The organism is Massilia sp. CMS3.1 (genome assembly GCF_051262535.1).
Classification (GTDB): domain Bacteria; phylum Pseudomonadota; class Gammaproteobacteria; order Burkholderiales; family Burkholderiaceae_D; genus Telluria.
Window position 1 is genome coordinate 45,305 of record NZ_JBIMES010000001.1, and the last position, 18,569, is coordinate 63,873.

20 protein-coding genes are annotated in these 18,569 nt (G+C 62.9%); 8 read left to right on the top strand and 12 right to left on the bottom strand.

What is annotated here, in order from left to right:
- Positions 1-9: 9 nt before the first annotated feature.
- A complete protein-coding gene (locus tag ACHAC9_RS00220; RefSeq protein WP_435755946.1) occupies positions 10-837 on the bottom strand; it encodes an outer membrane protein assembly factor BamD in 828 nt (275 codons plus the stop codon).
- 64 nt (positions 838-901) lie between these two features.
- On the opposite strand from ACHAC9_RS00220, the gene ACHAC9_RS00225 reads away from it, so the two are divergent.
- Both ACHAC9_RS00225 and pgeF read left to right on the top strand, forming a co-directional pair.
- A complete protein-coding gene (locus ACHAC9_RS00225; protein ID WP_435755948.1) occupies positions 902-1,936 on the top strand; it encodes an RluA family pseudouridine synthase in 1,035 nt (344 codons plus the stop codon).
- Positions 1,936-2,712, top strand: coding sequence for a peptidoglycan editing factor PgeF (gene pgeF / locus ACHAC9_RS00230; protein WP_435755950.1), 777 nt, complete (start codon positions 1,936-1,938; stop codon positions 2,710-2,712). The genes ACHAC9_RS00225 and pgeF overlap by 1 nt, the downstream gene beginning before the upstream one ends.
- Here pgeF and ACHAC9_RS00235 read toward each other — a convergent pair.
- Positions 2,705-2,992: a hypothetical protein gene (locus ACHAC9_RS00235; protein WP_435755952.1), complete on the bottom strand. Its 288-nt coding sequence runs from the start codon at positions 2,990-2,992 to the stop codon at positions 2,705-2,707. The two genes, pgeF and ACHAC9_RS00235, sit on opposite strands and share 8 nt — an antisense overlap.
- Before the next feature lie 41 nt (positions 2,993-3,033).
- On the opposite strand from ACHAC9_RS00235, the gene phaC reads away from it, so the two are divergent.
- The 4 genes from phaC (at position 3,034) to ACHAC9_RS00255 (ending at position 8,368) form a co-directional block, all read left to right on the top strand.
- Positions 3,034-4,803 (top strand): class I poly(R)-hydroxyalkanoic acid synthase, encoded by a 1,770-nt coding sequence (gene phaC / locus ACHAC9_RS00240; RefSeq protein ID WP_435755954.1) that lies wholly within the window; start codon positions 3,034-3,036, stop codon positions 4,801-4,803.
- Between the two features lie 229 nt (positions 4,804-5,032).
- On the top strand, positions 5,033-5,602 hold the full coding sequence (phaR, locus tag ACHAC9_RS00245; RefSeq protein ID WP_435755956.1) for a polyhydroxyalkanoate synthesis repressor PhaR: 570 nt from the start codon (positions 5,033-5,035) through the stop codon (positions 5,600-5,602).
- 173 nt (positions 5,603-5,775) lie between these two features.
- On the top strand, positions 5,776-7,191 hold the full coding sequence (gene rimO, locus ACHAC9_RS00250; protein WP_435755958.1) for a 30S ribosomal protein S12 methylthiotransferase RimO: 1,416 nt from the start codon (positions 5,776-5,778) through the stop codon (positions 7,189-7,191).
- 13 nt (positions 7,192-7,204) lie between these two features.
- Entirely contained in the window at positions 7,205-8,368 is a 1,164-nt protein-coding gene (locus tag ACHAC9_RS00255) for a cystathionine beta-lyase (protein ID WP_435755960.1), read from the top strand.
- 82 nt (positions 8,369-8,450) lie between these two features.
- Here the strand turns inward: ACHAC9_RS00255 and ACHAC9_RS00260 are convergent, their stop codons facing one another.
- The 3 genes from ACHAC9_RS00260 to trxC form a co-directional block, all read right to left on the bottom strand.
- Positions 8,451-9,410: a chemotaxis protein gene (locus ACHAC9_RS00260; RefSeq protein WP_435755962.1), complete on the bottom strand. Its 960-nt coding sequence runs from the start codon at positions 9,408-9,410 to the stop codon at positions 8,451-8,453.
- 76 nt (positions 9,411-9,486) lie between these two features.
- Positions 9,487-9,849: a DUF4870 family protein gene (locus tag ACHAC9_RS00265; RefSeq protein ID WP_435755963.1), complete on the bottom strand. Its 363-nt coding sequence runs from the start codon at positions 9,847-9,849 to the stop codon at positions 9,487-9,489.
- Between the two features lie 90 nt (positions 9,850-9,939).
- Positions 9,940-10,380 (bottom strand): thioredoxin TrxC, encoded by a 441-nt coding sequence (gene trxC, locus ACHAC9_RS00270; protein ID WP_435755965.1) that lies wholly within the window; start codon positions 10,378-10,380, stop codon positions 9,940-9,942.
- A gap of 135 nt (positions 10,381-10,515) precedes the next feature.
- Here trxC and ACHAC9_RS00275 point away from each other — a divergent pair, with 135 nt between their 5' ends.
- Complete coding sequence (locus ACHAC9_RS00275; RefSeq protein ID WP_435755967.1) at positions 10,516-11,274, top strand: DUF72 domain-containing protein; 759 nt, start codon at positions 10,516-10,518, stop codon at positions 11,272-11,274.
- Positions 11,275-11,395: 121 nt separating this feature from the next.
- On the top strand, positions 11,396-11,722 hold the full coding sequence (locus tag ACHAC9_RS00280; RefSeq protein ID WP_435757219.1) for a hypothetical protein: 327 nt from the start codon (positions 11,396-11,398) through the stop codon (positions 11,720-11,722).
- Here the strand turns inward: ACHAC9_RS00280 and ACHAC9_RS00285 are convergent.
- From ACHAC9_RS00285 to ACHAC9_RS00315, 7 genes are all read right to left on the bottom strand, one after another.
- On the bottom strand, positions 11,719-12,039 hold the full coding sequence (locus ACHAC9_RS00285) for a hypothetical protein (protein WP_435755969.1): 321 nt from the start codon (positions 12,037-12,039) through the stop codon (positions 11,719-11,721). The two genes, ACHAC9_RS00280 and ACHAC9_RS00285, sit on opposite strands and share 4 nt — an antisense overlap.
- A gap of 26 nt (positions 12,040-12,065) precedes the next feature.
- Entirely contained in the window at positions 12,066-12,977 is a 912-nt protein-coding gene (locus tag ACHAC9_RS00290; protein WP_435755971.1) for an EamA family transporter, read from the bottom strand.
- Between the two features lies 1 nt (position 12,978).
- Positions 12,979-13,707 carry an ABC transporter ATP-binding protein gene (locus ACHAC9_RS00295; protein WP_435755972.1) on the bottom strand — a complete coding sequence of 243 codons (729 nt, stop codon included), beginning with the start codon at positions 13,705-13,707 and terminating at the stop codon, positions 12,979-12,981.
- A 13-nt stretch (positions 13,708-13,720) separates the two neighbouring features.
- On the bottom strand, positions 13,721-15,673 hold the full coding sequence (locus tag ACHAC9_RS00300) for a branched-chain amino acid ABC transporter ATP-binding protein/permease (RefSeq protein WP_435755974.1): 1,953 nt from the start codon (positions 15,671-15,673) through the stop codon (positions 13,721-13,723).
- Between the two features lie 2 nt (positions 15,674-15,675).
- Positions 15,676-16,566 (bottom strand): branched-chain amino acid ABC transporter permease, encoded by an 891-nt coding sequence (locus ACHAC9_RS00305; protein ID WP_435755976.1) that lies wholly within the window; start codon positions 16,564-16,566, stop codon positions 15,676-15,678.
- A 101-nt stretch (positions 16,567-16,667) separates the two neighbouring features.
- Positions 16,668-17,825, bottom strand: a complete 1,158-nt coding sequence (locus ACHAC9_RS00310; protein WP_435755978.1) for an ABC transporter substrate-binding protein — start codon at positions 17,823-17,825, stop codon at positions 16,668-16,670.
- A gap of 277 nt (positions 17,826-18,102) precedes the next feature.
- On the bottom strand, positions 18,103-18,495 hold the full coding sequence (locus ACHAC9_RS00315; protein ID WP_435755980.1) for a hypothetical protein: 393 nt from the start codon (positions 18,493-18,495) through the stop codon (positions 18,103-18,105).
- Between the last annotated feature and the right edge of the window lie 74 nt (positions 18,496-18,569).

The window sequence follows — 18,569 nt, forward strand, 5'->3', positions numbered from 1 at the left end:
GGAACACGCTTACTTGATCGCATCCTTCGGCGCGGACTTCGCCCAGAACTGCCACCAGCGCGCATCGACCCTGGCGTTCGGATTCAGGAAGCGGCTGTTCGGATAGTTCAGGGTCAGCACGCGCTGGGCATCGTCGCGCAGGGACAGCATGCCGAGACTGTCGTAGCTGCGCACCATGATGAACAGCGCTTCCTCGCGCGCCGGCGCACCGGCGTATTCGGCCACGGCGTTCTGGGCGCGGTTGACGGCGGCGATATAAGCGCCGCGGCGATAGTAGTAATTCGCCACGTGCACTTCGTAGGACGCCATCGCGTTGATCAGGTAATTCAGGCGCGCGATCGCATCCGGCGCATATTTGCTGTTCGGGAAGCGATCGACCAGGGCCTTGAAGGCGGCGAAGGCTTCGCGTGTCGCTTTCGGGTCGCGCTCGGTCGGGTCCTGTTCGTAGATCACGCTCAGGAAGCCGATCTGGTCATTGAAATTGATCAGGCCGCGCAGGTAGTACATGTAGTCCACCTGCGGATGGTTCGGGTGCAGCTTAATGAAGCGCTCGACCGCGGCCAGGGCTTCGCCCTGGTCCTGCGCCTTATAATGCGCATAGGCGATTTCCATCTGCGCCTGGGTGGCGTAGGTGCCGAACGGATAATTCGCTTCGAGACGCTGGAACAACTTGATCGCGGCCTCATAATGGGCACCGGACATCTCCTCGCGTGCCTCAGCGTATAATTTCTCCGCTGACCACTTTGCGGTCTCATCGGTTTTCTCAGGCAAGAGCCCGCAGCCCGACAGACCCAACAGGGCACTCATAGCAACAACCACCAACAGTTTTTTTTGCATAGCTTTTTGCAGAAAAGTTTTACCTGGATTCAACGAACGGCTGATTATAGCCGATGGGACTGACGTGATATTAACTCCTGCGCCGATTTCGGCGGATTTGCCCCTTGACCCCGATGTCGACGATGAAATCGATGTCGAATTTCTTGCCCCCAACGGCATCGACCTCTCTCCGATCACCTTGCACCTGGACGAATCGGCTTGCGGCCAGCGCCTCGACAAGGTCGTCGCTTCCATGGTGCCGCAGTTCTCGCGCAGCCGCCTGCAGCTGTGGTTCGACGGCGGTCATGTGCTGGTCGACGGCAAGACCGCGCGCGGCAAGGACACCGCGTATGGCGACGAAACGATCGAGGTGCTGCCGCAGCCCGCGCCCGAAGACACCGCTTTCGCGCCGGAAGAAATCGCACTGAACATCGTCCATGAAGACGATCACATCATGGTCATCAACAAGCCGGCGGGCCTGGTCGTGCATCCGGGCGCCGGCAACTGGTCGGGTACGCTGCTCAACGGGTTGCTGCACCATGCGCCGCAACTCGGCTCGGTGCCGCGTGCCGGCATCGTGCACCGCCTCGACAAGGACACCAGTGGCCTGATGGTGGTCGGCAAGACGCTGGCGGCACAGACCGACCTGGTGCGCCAGCTGCAGGCGCGCACCGTCAAGCGCGAATATTTCGCGCTGGTCTGGGGCACGCCTCAGCTGTCGGGCACGATCGACGCGTCGATGGGACGCCACCCGAAAGACCGCGTCAAGATGGCCGTCTCGACCAGCCTTGGTGCAAAACCGGCGATCACTCACTACACGCGCCTTGCCGAAGGCATGCTCGACCGTCGTCCGGTCAGCCTGGTGCAGTGCCGTCTCGAGACTGGCCGCACGCACCAGATCCGCGTGCACATGCTCTCGATCGGTTTCGGCCTGGTGGGCGACTCGGTCTACGGCAAGGCGCACCTCTCCCCGGTGTTCCATCGCCAGGCGCTGCAGGCACGCCGCCTGGGCCTGGTGCACCCGGCTACCGGCGAGGCGGTCGAGTGGATCGTGCCCCTGGCCGACGATTTTGCCGAGCTGATCGCCAAGGCAGGCATTCCCGAGCCGGTAAGCGTGTAATGGACGAGAAGGACCTCGTCATTCCCGATTGGCCGGACGCGCCGGCGAATATCGGCGCGCTGGCGACGACGCGGCGCGGCGGCGTGTCGCGCGTGCCGTATGACGACGGCAGTGCTGGCGGCGGGCTGAACCTTGGTCTGCACGTGGGCGACGACCCCGCCGCTGTTGCCGGGAATCGCGCACGCCTGCAGGCACTGCTGCCGGGTCGTCCGGCCTGGATCTCGCAGGTGCACGGCGCTGATGTCGTCGACGCCGCGACAGTTGGCATCGACCAGAGCGTGCGCGTGGGCGACGCCAGCATCGCCACCGAAGCTGGTGTGGTCTGCGCGATCCTGACCGCCGATTGCCTGCCAGTGCTGTTCGCCGACCGGGCGGGCAGGGTGGTGGGGGCGGCCCATGCGGGCTGGCGCGGCCTGGCCGGCGGGGTGCTGGGGCAGACGGTGGCCGCCATGCGCGCAGCCGGCGCCGACGACATCACGGCCTGGATGGGGCCGGCGATCGGGCCGCAGGCCTTCGAGGTCGGGCAGGACGTGTTCGACAGTTTTGCCCGGGCACTGCCGGGGATCGATGTCGGCTTCGCTTTCGCAGCGCGGCCTGAGCATGAAGGCAAGTACCTGGCCGACATGTGCGGGTTGGCGCGGCGGATGCTGGCGCGCGACGGCGTCACCAGCGTTTTCGGCGGCACGGATTGCACCGCGCTCCAGCTTGACCGCTTCTATTCCTATCGCCGCGACGGCGTGACGGGACGCCAGGCGAGTTTGATCTGGCTCAAGTAACGCGTTTCGCCTCAGTTGAATCCGTATCTTGTGCGTTTTTTACAACGCTTTCCTCTTCCACTTCAGGCACCTCGGCTGCGGTTTGCGCCGCCTGCCGGGCCAGGGTTTCGGCCCTCAGCGCACGCCGTGCCTGACGCCGCTTTCCACCGGTGAGGTAAAAAAGTATGGACAGGGGTATCATGCAATAAAAAAGCAAAGTCATGATTCCCGCGATGATTGACGTTTCCGTCGCCGCCATCAGGATGACGACATAGCTCCAGCCGATTGCAACGATCCACATGCGTTTCTCCAGTTGATAACCCGATTCTAACGGACGCCGACATGAATATGCCCGACCCTCAAGCTTTCGCCACCACCTGGATGAACCAGCTGAGCAACCCCTCGGCCTGGCAGGAGTGGATGAAGATGCCCACGACGGGCGGCATGGGGTCGCCCACAGCCAATCCGCTGGCGAGCGTTTTCAAGGATTTCAATGTCAGCATCGCGCCCGCGCGCCTCGACGCGCTGCGCCAGGATTACCTGCAGAAAGTAGGGCAGCTGTGGCAGGACTTCATGTCCGGCAAGGCGCCGCAACTGCGCGACAAGCGTTTCTCGAGTTCCGATTGGAACGCGACCCCGTTCGCCGCGTTTACCGCCGCCTCCTACCTGCTCAACAGCGAATTCATGATGGCGCTGTCCGACGCGGTCGAGGCCGGCCCACGGGAGCGCCAGAAGATCCGTTTCGCGGTGCAGCAGATGGTCGACGCCATGTCGCCGGCCAATTTCCTGGCCACGAACCCGGAAGCCCAGGCCAAGCTCATCGAGACCAAGGGCGAGAGCCTCACCAAGGGCCTGCAGAACATGCTGGAGGACTTGCGCAAGGGGCGCATCTCGCAGACCGACGAGTCGGCTTTCGAGGTCGGCAAGAATGTCGGCACCACGCCGGGCCAGGTGGTCTATGAAAACGAGTTGTTCCAGCTGATCCAGTACAGCCCGGCAACGCCGACGGTACGCGCAGTGCCGCTCCTGATGATCCCGCCGTGCATCAACAAGTTCTACATCCTCGACCTGCAGCCGGAAAACTCGGTGGTGCGCTATACCGTCGAGCAGGGCAATACCGTATTCATGGTCTCCTGGCGCAATCCCGATGCATCGATGGGAAACCTGGCTTGGGACGATTATGTCGAACGCGGCGCGATCGAGGCGATCCGGGTTACGCGCGAGATCAGCGCCCAGGACAAGGTGCATGTCTTCGGCTTCTGCGTCGGCGGCACGATCGCCGCGACGGCGCTGGCAGTGCTCGCCGCGCGCGACCAGCAGCCGGCCGCCAGCTTGTCGCTACTCACCACGCTGCTCGATTTTTCCGACACCGGCGTACTCGAAGTTTTCATCGACGAAACCCAGGTGGCGCAGCGCGAGTCCAAGCTGGCCAAGGGCGGCATCATGCCCGGGGGCGACCTCGCCACGACTTTCTCGGCGCTGCGCCCGAACGACCTGGTATGGAATTATGTCCAGCAAAACTACCTGAAGGGCAAGACGCCCCCGGCGTTTGATTTGTTGTACTGGAATGCCGACAGCACGAATTTGCCGGGGCCGATGTTTTGCTGGTACCTGCGCAACACCTATCTCGAGAACAAGCTGAAGGTACCGGGTCAACTGACCGTGTGCGGCGTGCCGGTGGACCTGGGCCGCATCGATGCGCCGCTCTTTGTGTATGGATCGAAAGAAGACCACATCGTGCCATGGCCGGCCGCGTTTGCGTCGCTGGGCCTGCTGAACCCGAAAAATCCGAAGGCCAACCGCTTCGTGCTGGGCGCCTCGGGCCATATCGCCGGCGTGATCAACCCGGCCTCCAAGGGCAAGCGCAGCTATTGGGTGAACGACGGGGTGGACGCCGGGTCGGGCGGCAAGAAGGGCCGCAAGGGTCCGCGCTCGGCCGATGAATGGTTTGCCGGCGCGCTCGAGCACAAGGGCAGCTGGTGGCCGGAATGGGCGCGCTTCCTGCAAGAAAACGGTGGCGAGGAAGTGACGGCGCCGACACAGGCGGGCAACGCACACTACCAGCCGTCGGAGCCGGCGCCAGGGCGGTATGTGAAGGTGCGCGCAGAGTAGGGCGGGGACTTGTCACTTGTATCTTGCCTTGAAATAAATTCAGTGGCAAAAGCGATAATTGCTGCACCTGCGCATTGAACGTGGTATTTTTATTCGGTTTGTCCTGCTCGGCAACATTTTGGCTGACGCAAACGAAGCGACGCGGCAAGCTGGCGAGACAAGCCGGCGCGACATTTGAACAATCTTCGCAGCGCGTCGCCCACAAGGCGGCGCAACAATGGAACTTGAGATGAGTAGTGCAAAAAACAGTACTGAACGCCTGATCAAGAAATACCCGAACCGTCGCCTCTACGACACCCAGACCAGCTCCTACATCACCCTGACGGACGTGAAGCAGCTGGTACTCGACGCCGACGCGTTCACGGTGGTCGACGCCAAGACAAGTGAAGACCTGACCCGCGCGATCCTGCTGCAGATCATCCTGGAAGAGGAAGCAAACGGCGCGCCGATGTTCTCGAGCGCCGTGCTGTCCCAGATCATCCGTTATTACGGCCATGCGATGCAGGGCATGATGGGTTCGTACCTGGAGAAGAACGTGCAGGCGTTCACCGACATCCAGAACAAGTTCACCAGCAGCGCCGCCGGCGCCGTCGAAGGCAAGCCGTTCAGCCCGGAAATGTGGACCCAGTTCATGAACGTTCAGGGCCCGATGATGCAGGGCATGATGAACAGCTACATCGACCAGAGCAAGAACCTGTTCGTGCAGATGCAGGAGCAGATGCAAAACCAGAGCAAGGCCCTGTTCAGCGCCTTCCCTTTCCCCCCGACCACACCGACCACGCCGACGGACAAGAAATAAACGTCGCTTTCGGGGCCGCGGGCTTGTCGGTTCGATAAGGCCCCGCGGTGCCAAACGGCGTCATTCGTTGCAAGCAGGTCGGCGCACGGGTCAAAACGCCCCTCGCGGTTCTCCAGGGGCGCGTCATCGGGTACAATCCTCGATTGCCCAAATACTGTTGACGCCCGCCGCCCATGCTTGAACTTCGTCGTAATCCCGTCCCCGCCGCCAATCCTGAAGCGCTTGCTGCCGCCCCGGCAGCCGCACCGAAGGTCGGCTTCGTCTCGCTCGGCTGCCCGAAGGCCCTGGTCGATTCCGAGCAGATCCTGACCCAGCTGCGCGCCGAGGGTTACCAGACCGCCAAGTCGTACGCCGGCGCGGACCTCGTGATCGTCAATACCTGCGGCTTCATCGACGCCGCGGTGCAGGAGTCGCTCGATGCCATTGGCGAAGCGCTTGCCGAAAACGGTAAAGTCATCGTCACCGGCTGCCTGGGCGCGAAGAAGGATGCGCTTGGCCAGGACATCATCACCAAGGTGCACCCGAAGGTGCTGGCCGTGACCGGCCCGCACGCGGTGGCCGAAGTGATGCAGTCGGTGCACCTGCACCTGCCGAAACCGTTCGAGCCGTTCATCGACCTGATGCCGGACCACGGCGTCAAGCTGACGCCGAAGCACTATGCCTACCTGAAGATTTCCGAAGGCTGCAATCACCGCTGCAGCTTCTGCATTATCCCGTCGATGCGCGGCGACCTGGTCTCGCGCCCGATCCACGAAGTCCTGATCGAAGCCGAGAACCTGTTCAAGGCCGGCGTCAAGGAACTGCTGGTCATTTCGCAGGACACCAGCGCGTATGGCGTCGACGTCAAATTCCGCACCGGCTTCTGGAACGGCCGCCCGGTGAAAACCCACATGACCCAGCTGACCGAAGCGCTCGGCCAACTGGCGCGCCAGTACGACGCCTGGGTGCGCCTGCACTACGTGTACCCGTATCCGCACGTCGACCAGGTCATCCCCTTGATGGGCGACGGCCACGTGTTGCCTTACCTCGACATCCCGATGCAGCACGCGCACCCGGACGTGTTGAAGCGCATGAAGCGCCCGGCCAGCGGCGAGAAAAACCTCGACCGCATTCTGGCATGGCGCGCGATGAATCCGGACCTGACGATCCGTTCCACGTTTATTGCCGGCTTCCCCGGCGAGACCGAGGCCGAGTTCGAATACCTGCTCGACTTCCTGAAGGAAGCGCAGATCGACCGCCTGGGCTGCTTCGCGTATTCGCCGGTGGAAGGCGCGACCGCCAACCTGCTCGCCAATCCGGTGCCGCACCAAGTACGCGAAGAGCGCCGCGCGCGCGTCATGCTGCTGCAGGAAGAAATATCGCTCAAGCGCCTGCAAGCGAAAGTCGGCAAGACGATCCGTGTGCTGATCGATGAAGTGAGCCCGCGCGAAGCGATCGGCAGGTCGAGCGCCGACGCGCCGGAAATCGACGGCGTTGTCCACATCAAGCGTTCGCTCATGCAAGGCAAGGGCAAGCTGGCAGTCGGCCAGTTCGCCGACGTCGTCGTCACCAAAGCCGACGCCCACGACCTGTGGGCCAGCCTGGTTTGAACAGCGCGCGACCATGACGAAGAAGTCCCTCCAGACCACGCTGATCCACACGGACTACCAGGCGCCGGAGGGTTTCGATGCCTTCCCGCCGGCGATCCACCATGCCTCCACCGTGCTGTTCAAGAACGTCGCGGCGATGCGCTCGGGTGAGTGGAAAGAGAAGAACGCCTATACCTACGGCCTGCACGGCACGCCGACCACGTTTACGCTGGAAGCGCGCCTGGCCGACATCGAGGGAGGCACGCACTGCCTGCTCGCGCCCTCGGGCCTGGCGGCGATCGCGATGGTCGATTTCGCCCTGTTGAAAAGCGGCGACGATGTCCTGCTGCCGGATAACGTCTATAACCCGAACCGCGAGCTTGGGCGCTGGCTGTCGAACGATTTCGGCATCACCGCGCGCTACTACGATCCGTTGATCGGCGCCGGCATTCTTGAACTGATCCGACCGGACACGAAACTGATCTGGACCGAGTCGCCGGGATCGGTGTCGATGGAAGTGCCGGATTTACCAAGCATTTGCGCCGCCGCGCATGCGCGCGGCGTGCTCGTCGCGCTGGACAACACCTGGTCGGCAGGCCTGGCATTGCGTGGTTTCGACCTGGGTGTCGACATCATCATGCAGGCGCTCACCAAGTACCAGTCGGGCGGCTCGGACGTCCTGATGGGCGCCGTCATCACGCGCGAGCGCGCGGTCCACGACAAGCTGGCCATGGCCCACATGCGCCTCGGCCTCGGCGTCAGCGCCGACGACGCTTACCTCGTCATGCGCGGCCTGCCGAGCATGAAGCTGCGCTTCGAGGCCCATGATTGCGCCGCGCGGACGGTGGCGACCTGGCTTGCAGCGCGCCCCGAGATTACGCGCGTGCTGCACCCGGCCTTCCCCGACTGTCCTGGCCACGACATGTGGAAGCGCGATTTTACCGGCGCCGGCGGCCTGTTCTCGGTCATTCTCGACGAGCGCTACACAGAGGAGCAGGTGGACCGCTTCGTCGATTCGCTGGAACTCTTCGGTCTCGGCTACAGCTGGGGCGGCGCTAACAGCCTCGTCATGCCCTACCGAATGACCACGATCCGCCGCGACTGGCAAGGCAAGGGCATGCTGGTGCGCTTTAACATCGGCCTCGAAGACACGGACGACCTGATCGCCGACATCGAGCAGGCGCTCGGCAAGCTTTAATTCGGGACCCTTGTAAAAAACGCCCGGGCATAAACAAAAAGGCCGCGACATCATCGCGGCCTTTTGCATTGTCCGTGCAGCTTTACAGCTTCAAGACCCGGCGCAAGGTCCCCGACAGATCCTCGGCCGAAAACTTCGCCACATATGCATCCGCGCCCACGTTCTTGACGTGCTCTTCGTTCGTCGTCCCCGACAGCGAAGAGTGAATCACCACCGGCAGGTTCGCAAAACGCGCACTCTTCTTGATGTTGCGGGTCAGCGTGAAGCCATCCATTTCCGGCATCTCGAGGTCGGTGAGCACAAGGGCAACGCGGTCATACACGCTCTTGCCTTCGGTGTCCGCCACGTTCGCGATCGTGTTCAACTGATCCCAGCATTCCTTGCCGCTCTTGGTCATGATGAAAGGCAGGCCCATCGCCTCCAGGCCTTGCTCGATCAGCGCGCGTGCGACGACCGAATCGTCCGCCGCGAGGATGACCGAGCCCGGCTTGATCTGGATCTTCGCGCCGACGGTCTGCTGGCTGATGTCGGGACCGGTGCCCGGATTCATGTTGCGCAGGATGGTCTCGACGTCGAGCACCTGGGCCAGACGGCCAGGTTCGCCGTTCTCTCCCGCCAGGCGGGCGATGCTGGTCACCATGCCGCTGCCGGCGCTCTGCTCGGCCGACATCACATCGCTCCAGTCCAGGCGCACGATTTCTTCGACGCTCTCGACCGCGAAGGCTTGCGTGGTGCGGGCGAATTCGGTGACCAGCATGATGTTCAGCCCGGTCTTCGGCGTGATGCCGGCGATCCCCGGCAGGTCCAGCACCTGGATGATCTGGCCGCGCAGGTTCACCACGCCGAGCACGTGGGCGGGCGCGCCGGCCACGGCGGTAATCTGCGGCATCGCCACGATTTCGCGAATCTTGAATACGTTAATGCCGAACAGTTCGCTACGCTCGCCGTTCTCGTCGCCCCCCAGGCGAAAGAGCAACAGCTCGAATTTGTTGGTGCCCGTCAGATTGCTGCGCTCGTCGACTTCCTGCTGAACCGATTTCATATCTTGTCCCGAATGGTGATGGTGCTCTCAGGAAAGTATTCTATCTGCGAATATGCCGAAAAGCGCAAAACAATCGTCAGACTGGCATCGATTTGTTGCTGTTCAGGTCCAAAAAGCCACGAATCAGACGATAGGCCTTCCACAACCACGCCAATGTCCAGACCAGCCAGGCCACTGGAATGCCGATGATCGTGGCAAACAGGATGCCACCGACCACCATCCACAGGAAGTAGAACCAGAATGAACGGATCATCCAGCTGTGATGGCTGTACACGAGGGTGCCGTTGGTGTCCGGACGCTTGATGTAATTGACGATCAGCGGCAGGAAGGACAGCATGCCCAGCGAAAAGAAGAAGGTGGCTGCGTGGACCAGGTAGAGAATGCGCGCCATTTGCTTGGCGTCTTCCGTCCCGCGGTCCAGAACGAGTTGTTGCGACATGAATGGCTCCTTACGGGACGACCCCGCTTTCGGTCCCGATTGTAGCAGCCATTCATGGCGATTTCGCTAACGTTGCACATTGCGTGATTCTTAGAGTTGCGACTGCACCCAGGCAACGATGTTCCCGGCATCCATCGCCCCTGCCTGGCGCGCCACCTCGCGCCCGCCGCGAAACAGGGCCAGGGTGGGAATGCTGCGGATGCCGAACTGGCTTGACAAGGCCTGCGCGCGCTCGGTATCGACCTTCAGCAGGCGCACGCGCGGCTCGAGCCGGCTGGCCGCCTGGGCATAGGCGGGCGCCATCATCTTGCACGGCCCGCACCATTCGGCCCAGAAGTCGACCAGCACCGGGATGTCGTTACGCGCGATGTGCTTGTTGAAGCGCTCGACGTTAGCGTCGAGCGGGCGGCCGTTGAAGAGGGGGGCGGCGCATTTGCCGCAGACGGGCTTGTCAAGCAGGCGTGCAGGGGCGAGGCGGTTGACGGCGTCGCAGGCCGGGCAGACGATGTGGATGGGGTCGGTCACAAGCATTCCTTCAAAAGTAATCGTTGCCGATATTCTAAGACGATTGCGCGGGGCGCGCGGTTCGTGCTCTCAAAGCTCAACCATGCGCCCCGGGGAGCGCGCGGCGCGTACAATCGGCGTAACACATTTGCAAGACAGTCAATGAAAAAACAGAGCAACGCCGCCCCGCTGATCGGTTGCGCCGGCTGGAACATTCCCAAGGAAGCGGCAGGGAGTTTCCCTGAAGCGGGCAGTCACCTCGAGCGCTATGCCGCCGTGCTTCCGGTGGTGGAGATCAATTCGTCCTTCTACAAACCGCACCGTCCGCACACCTATGCGCGCTGGGCCGAGAGCGTGCCGGAGGATTTCCGCTTTTCGGTGAAGGTGCCGCGCTCGATCACGCACGATGCGGCGATGCGCGACATCGACGACTTGCTGGCGCGCTTCGCCGGCGAGGTCGGCGAACTGAAACACAAGCTCGGCTGCCTGCTGGTGCAGTCCCCGCCCAAGCTCGGTTTTCACGACCAGACCGCGCGCGACTTCTTCCTCAAGCTCGAGGATACCTTCGGCTGCATGATGGCCTGCGAAGGACGGCATCCGAGCTGGTTCAGCGACATCGCCACCGAAGTGCTGCGCGAACGAAAGGTCACGCGCGTGATTGCCGACCCGGCGGCCGGCCAGCCGGGCCCGCACGTGCCGACCACGAACGACATCTACGTGCGCCTGCATGGCGCGCCGCGCATCTATTATTCGTCGTATTCGCAGGAGTATCTCGACGCGCTGGCTGCCGACCTGGACGTGCACAGCGCCGCCGGACGCCAGGTCTGGTGCATCTTCGATAACACCGCGGCCGGCGAAGCGGTGCCGAATGCGCTCGACGTCCTGCGTGCCTGCAAGGGCGGCGTGCTGCCCGCTGCCTGACACGGGGGGATCGTCTCATTCAGGTTAGAATCCTGGCGTGAACGTCTCCTTGCCCCTGCTGCAGTTTCCAGTACGCGCCGAGTGCCCGCCCGGCGCCTGTGTCTGCGAGCGCGAACGCCTGATGGTCGAGCCGGACGCCGACGTCCGACCGCTTGCGATCGACCGCAAGCAGGAACAGAAGCTCATCGAGCGCATCGGGCGCATCGAGAGCTATGCCGAGCTGCAGCACGTGCAGGAACTGATCCGGAAAAATATAGGCGCCGAGCTGCGCATCGCACCCGGACCGAAGGAGGTGCGCACGCTGCGCGGCATCATCATCGTGCTCGAAGAAAAGCCGGGGCTGTGCAAGAAGGTGCGCCAGTCGGTGCCGGCGGCGGTGCGCAAGCGCTTGCAGGAAAAGCCGGAGATCGCCTGGGCGATTCTCGATGCCGGCAACCTGTTTGCTTAGATCTTCACCAGGTATTTCATGACGAAGCCGACCACCAGCGTGGCGGCCATGACCAGCGACAGCGCGCCGTGCAGGGCGTCCGAGCCAATCGACACCTCGCGCGACATTTCTTCCTTGCTGATCTTGGCGACGCGGGAGAGTACGACCGGACGCAGCAGTCCCTGGATGCCGAGCAGGATCAGGCCGAGCCCGATCACCGTTTCGCCGGTCAAGCCCTGTTTCAGGCCGCTCCAGACGCCCATGCCGCCGAGGATGGTCCCGAACAGGAACCAGAAGATGCGCGAGCCGGTGTAGCGCGAGAATTTATTGGTGTTCATCGAATGAATGGCTGTCAAAAATCGCATTATAGCGGCGCAGCAGCGCTGGACCGCGGCTTGATGATGACCAACGCCAGCGAGGCCACCACCAGCACGATCCCGGCCCATTGCCAGGGCGTGACGACTTCGTTCAATACCAGCATCCCGGCCGCGATCCCGACCGGCGGCACGGCCAGGCTGAAGGGCGCGACCCGGTTCGCCGGATGGCGTTTCAAGAGGCCCGTCCACATCGCATAACCGAGGATGGTGGCGAACCAGCCGAGATAGGCCATCGAGGTCCAGGCGGTGCCGGATACCGTGCGCCAATCCCAGTTGGTCGAGGGTGGATCGAAGGCGAACGAGAGCAGGATGAAGGGCAGGATTGGGACCATGCTGCTCCAGACCATGAAGGGCAGCACGTCGAACTGCGGCGTGCTGCGCTGGGCGATACGCACGACGATGTTCGAGGCGGCCCACATCGCCGCTGACGCGACGGAGAGGAGAAAACCGGTCAGCGTGACTTGCGAGCCGCGCCCCAAGGCATCCACACACAGGCAGGCCAGGCCAAGGGCGGCAATCCCCATCGCCGCCTGCAGGCGGCGTCCGACCTTTTCCTTCAGGATCACGAATGCGAAGAGGGCGGTGAAAAACACCTGCATCTGCAGCATGACCGGCGCCAGCGAAGCCGACATGCCTTCGCGCAGTGCCAGGAACAGAAGGCCGAACTGGCCCACGCCCTGGAACAGGCCGTACAAGACGACCCAACGCGGCGCCAGCTTCGGCGGGCGCACGAACAGCAGCAGCGGCAAGAGCGCAAACAGATAGCGCCCGGCGCCGAGCTGGAAGGGCGTCACCTCGCGCAGGCCCAGCTTCATGGCCACGAAGTTGGTGCCCCAGACCAGCACGACGCACAGGGCAGCCGCATAGTCGCGTCCTTCCAGTGCGCCGGCCTCCTTCATGCTAGTGCGCGTGCCCGCCGCCGAGATAAGCCGCCACCACCTTCGGATCGTTTTTCAGGCTCTCGGCCGCACCGTGCACCGAGATCCGTCCGTTCTCCAGCACATAGCCGTAGTCGGCCACGTTCAGCGCGGCGGCCGCGAACTGCTCGACCAGCAGCATCGTCACGCCCTCGGATTTCAAGCGCGTGATGATGCGAAACACCTCTTCGACCAGGATCGGCGCCAGGCCCATCGAAGGTTCGTCGAGCAGCACGACGTCCGGATTGAGCATGACGGCGCGCGCCATGGCCAGCATCTGCTGCTCGCCACCGGATAAAGTACCCGCCAGCTGGTTCCGCCGTTCCTTCAGGCGCGGGAACAGTTCCATCGCCTTTTCCAGGTCGCGCGCGACGTCGCCTTTCGGACGGGCGCGGGTAAAGCGCGGGAAGGCGCCCAGCAGCAGGTTGTCGGTCACGCTCATGGTCGCGAACACGCGCCGCCCTTCCGGCGAATGCGCCAGGCCCGCACGCGCGATGCGGTGCGAGTCGAGTCCCGTGATGTCCTTGCCCGCCAGGCTGATGCTGCCCGCCGTCGGCTTGATCATGCCCGAGATCGCGCGCATGGTCGTGGTCTTGCCGGCGCCGTTCGAGCCGATCAGGGTGACCAGTTTGCCCTTGGGGACCTCGAGCGAGATGCCGTGCAGGACCTGCACCTTGCCGTAGGCTGCTTCCAGATTATGAATGGATAACATGGTCTGGTTCTCCTTAAACGGTGGCCGCAGCCGGTGGGGTGGCCTCGACGGTGCCGCCGAGGTAGGCCTCGATGACCTTCGGATCGGCCTGCACGCTCGCAGGAATACCCTCGGCGATCTTCTGGCCGAAGTCGAGCACGGTGACCGTGTCCGAGATCGACATCACGACATCCATGTGGTGCTCGATCAGGATGATGGTGATGCCGTGGTCGCGGATCTTGCGGATGATCGCCATCAGCTCGCGGATGTCCGGCGCCGTCAGGCCCGCGGCCGGTTCGTCCAGCAGCAGCAGTTGCGGGTTCAGGCCCAGCGCGCGGCCGATTTCCAGCAGGCGCTGCTTGCCGTAGGGGAGGTTGCGCGCTTCCTCGTCGGCGAGATCCGACAGGCCGACGAACTCGAGGATCGCCGCCGCACGCTTCCTCGCCGCCGCTTCCTCGCGCCGTATGCGCGGCGTGGTGACCATCGCATCGAACACGGTCGAACGGAAGGTATGGTGCAGGCCGACCAGCACGTTTTCGGTGGCGGTCATCTCGCCGAACAGTTGCACGTTCTGGAAGGTGCGTGCGATGCCACCGAGCGCGATCTGCGACGGCGTACGTCCGGTGATCGGCTGGCCCGCGAACACGACGCCGCCCGCGGTCGGCTTGTAGATGCCGGTCAGGACGTTCATCATCGTGCTCTTGCCCGAGCCGTTTGGCCCGATCAGGCCGTGCACCGAACCGCGTGCGACGTTCAGGTTGACCAGGTTCAGGGCTTTCAGGCCGCCGAACTGCATCAGGATCTGCTCCGCGCGCAGCAGGTCGCCGCCCGTCTGGCCCTTGGCCACGCCTTCGAACGGATCAGCCGCAGCGTCTAGCCCGACCGCACGCACGTGTGCCGTACGCCGTCCCAGCAGCTGGCGGAAGAAGCCGACGATGCCATCCTGCAGGTAGTAGACGACGAACAGGGTCATCAGGCCGAAGATCGTCAGGCGCCAGTCGACCATGTTCTCGATCCGGTACGACCAGAAGGCCAGGCCAATCGTGGCCACCAGCGGAATGAGCACCTTGCGTGGCGTGGCGCGCTTCTTGACCAGGGCCAGCACCGAGAAGATCACGCCGAGCACGGCTGCGGCGACGGCGATCTGGCGGAACAGGGCGATGTCGGACAAGAGGCTCGGCAGCATGACGACGATGATCGCGCCAAGAATGGCACCGGTACGGGTCTTGCGGCCGCCCATGATCACGGCCAGCAGGAACAGGATGGTCAGCTCGAAGTTATAGGTATTCGGCGAAATATACTGTTCCGAATAGGCGTACAGGCTGCCGGCAAGACCGGCGAAGCCGGCGCTGATCACGAACGCATAGACCTTGTAGCGGTACACCGACACGCCCATGCAGTCGGACGCGATCGGGCTGTCGCGCAGCGCTTGGAAGGCGCGCCCGATATTCGATTTCAGCAAGCGGTGCACGAGCACCAGCGAGAGCAGCATGAACGCGGCGACCATGTAGTAATACTGCGTCTCGGAGAGTTCCTTGCCCAGCACATGCGGCTTGGGCACCGTGATGCCCATCGGGCCTTCGGTGAGGAAGGTCATCTCGTTGATCATGATCTGGGCGATGGTGCCGAAGGCCAGGGTGACCATCGCCAGGTAGGGACCGGTCACGCGCAGCGCCGGCAGCGCGAGAATCGCTCCGAACAGCGCGGTGATGACGATACTGGCGGGGACGGCAAGGAACCAGGGCGCGCCCAGTTTCATCACCAGAACGCCGGTGACGTAGGAGCCGATGCCGAACAGGCCGGCGTGGCCGAGCGAGACCTGGCCGGTATAGCCGACCACGATGTCCAGGCCGAACAGCAGGATCGCGTAGATCAGGATCGTTTCGGCCAGGTGGATGTAATACGGATTGGTGAAGGCGAGCGGGAACACGGCCAGCACGATCAGGCCGAGCACGCTGGCAACGAGGAGGGTTTTATTTTTCATCATGGTCAGACCTTCTTGATCGCGGCTTTGCCGAACAGGCCGGACGGTTTGATCGCCAGCACCAAGAGCAGCAGGATCAGACCCGGCACTTCCTTGTAGCCGGTCGAGATGTAGTAGCCGGTCGCCACTTCCGCGATGCCCAGGATCAGGCCGCCGACAATGGCGCCCATGCCCGAGGTCAGGCCGCCGATGATGGCCACCGCAAATGCTTTCAGGCCGAGCGAGGCGCCCATGGTGGCGCTGGTGAGCGTGAGTGGCGCGATCAGGGCGCCGGCAAAGGCGGCCGTGGCCGAGGACAGCGCATACGAGAAGGTGATCACGCGGCCGGTGTTAATGCCCATCAGGCCGGCGGCATCGCGGTCGTTCGAGGTGGCGACGACGGCTTTGCCGTAGATCGATTTGCGGTTGAAGATCTCGACCGCGAGCATCATCGCCAGCGCGCCGATGATGACGGCCACCTGCATCGGCTGCACGTTCGCGCCCATGACCTGGAAGGGCGTCGACGGCAGCGGCGACGGGAAGGGCAGCACGTCCTTGCCCCAGATGTTCTCGGCGACGTTCTTGAAGATGATGGCCAGCGCGATGGTCGACATGATCCAGCCGAATTCGGACTTGATCTTGATGGCAGGGCGCACGCCGATCCATTCGACGAACATGCCTTGCAGCGCGCCGAACATGATCACCAGCGGGATCATGAGCCAGTAGCTCATGTAGGGGCCGCCGTGGACGCCGCCCACGAAGGAAAGGCCGACCAGGGCGCCGAGCATGAGTGCCTCGCCCTGGCCGAAATTGAGGGTGCCGGAAGTGGCAAAGGTAAGTTGATAGCCGAACGCGACGACGGCATAGATCATGCCGAGTGCGATACCGCTGAAGACTAGCTGCAGAAGGATATCCATGATTTCACCAGTAGGAGGCGCATGCTGCGCCACCGGTCAACAAAAAAATGGCCAGCCGGTACGGTCCTGGCTGGCCACGGTCGAAACGTCTAGCCGCTGCCTTATTTGGCCTGCACCACGCGGCCGCCGTGTACTTCGCCGAACATGGTGTTGTTGAAGTTGATGGCTTCGTGGTCGGCCTTGGTGTATGGCTTGTCGTAGGTGGTGACGACGCCTTCAACCTTGGTGTTCAGGTTTTCGAGCGCGGCGACGATCTTCGGGCCTTCGGTGGAATTGGCCTGCTTCATGGCCGCGGCCAGCAGATAGATCGAGTCGTAGCCCTGGGCGGCCGACACGGCCGACGGCATGCGGCCACCCGGCGGGTTGTAGGCTTTGACGTAGGCGTCGATGAAGGCCTTGCGCTTTGGCGTGGTCGCTTCCTGGATGAAGGTTTGCGGCATGCGCGTGCCTTCGCCGTTCTTGCCGGCGTTGTCGACGAAGTTCGCCATCGACAGCGTCCAGCTGCCGACCATCGGTACTTTCCAGCCCAGTTTCTCCATGCCGTTGGCAATTTGCGCCAGCTCGGGGCCGATGCCGTAGGTGAGCACCGCTTCGGCGCCGGCCTGCTTGGCTTTGAGCAGCTGGGACGTCATGTCGACGTCCTGCAGGTTGTATTTTTCGATGACGACCGGCTTGATGCCTTTTTTCTCGAGTGCTTTTTCCAGGTCGGCGCGGCCGAGCTGGCCGTAGTTGGTCGAGTCGGCCAGGATCGCAACCTTCTTGAAGCCGCGGCGGGTGACGGCTTCCTCGACGATCATCTGCGACTGGATCGCATCGCTGGCCGAGGTACGGAACACGAAGTTCACCGGCTGGGTGGCGAACTGCTGGGTGATGATCGAGCCCGTGGCGACGTTGTTCATCACCGGGATCTGCGCCTGCTGGTAGAAGCGCTGCGATGCCTGCGCGACGCCGGTGTTGATGTAGCCGACGGTGGCGACGACGCGCTCCTTGTTGATCAGCTCCTGGGCAATTTGCACGCCGCGTTCGTTCTTCGCTTCGTCGTCGCGCTCGATCAACTGGATCTTGCGGCCAAGGACACCGCCGGCGGCGTTGATCTCGGTAACGGCCAGTTTGACGCCGTCACGCATCGACACGCCCATCGGGGCCGAGCCGCCCGTGAATGGTCCGGAAACGCCGATCTTGATGGGTTCCTGCGCCATGCCGGACATCGAAAAACCCAGTGCTACTCCTGCAACCAGTGCCTTCAACTTGAAATTCATTGCCGTCTCCGTAGTATGTTTTGGTCATGCCGTACGCTGGCCATGGGGCGGAAGATGCCGCCCGAGTGCCATCGACTGACCCATTGTAGATTAGCAATTGATACACAGCAATCGATTGCTAAGTTGCATACCAATATGCAACAAACATAAGCCAACGTAAGAAAACGGTAAGGAAAAGGGCGTATGGTGGCGCAAAATAAAAGAGGCCGCACGTATTCGTGCGGCCTCCCTGTTTTGGTGCATTTTGCAACAACGCGATGGCAGCTGCCTTGTTCCGTCAACGTCGGCGGTAACCGCCGCCGCGATGATGATGGTGACCACCGAAACTGCGGCCGAAACTAAAACCCAGGCCGATCGAGACCGGCGGATACCAGTACGGGTCCTGCACATAGACCGGCGCCGGCACATACACCGGCGGCGCCGCGTACACGGAGCGGCCCGGCACCACGGGCGCAGGGTTGACAAGGACGTTCGAGCTGGTGACTACACCGGCATCGCCCGCCCGCGCGCCGGTACCGGCGGGTACCGGCGTCACCGACACGACTTGCCAGCCGTTCGGGTCGGCCGCTTGGGAATAAGCACGGCTGCCGTAGTTCGCCGGACCGGGTCCGGGCGCAGCGCAGCCAGCCAGCACAGCTGCTGAAGCTAGTACGAGAATGAATTTTTTCATGGCGCTCCTCCTGATGACACCATGATAGTTTTTTCGCATCTATTTTGGCGGAGAATTACAGCTTGTTACACCTG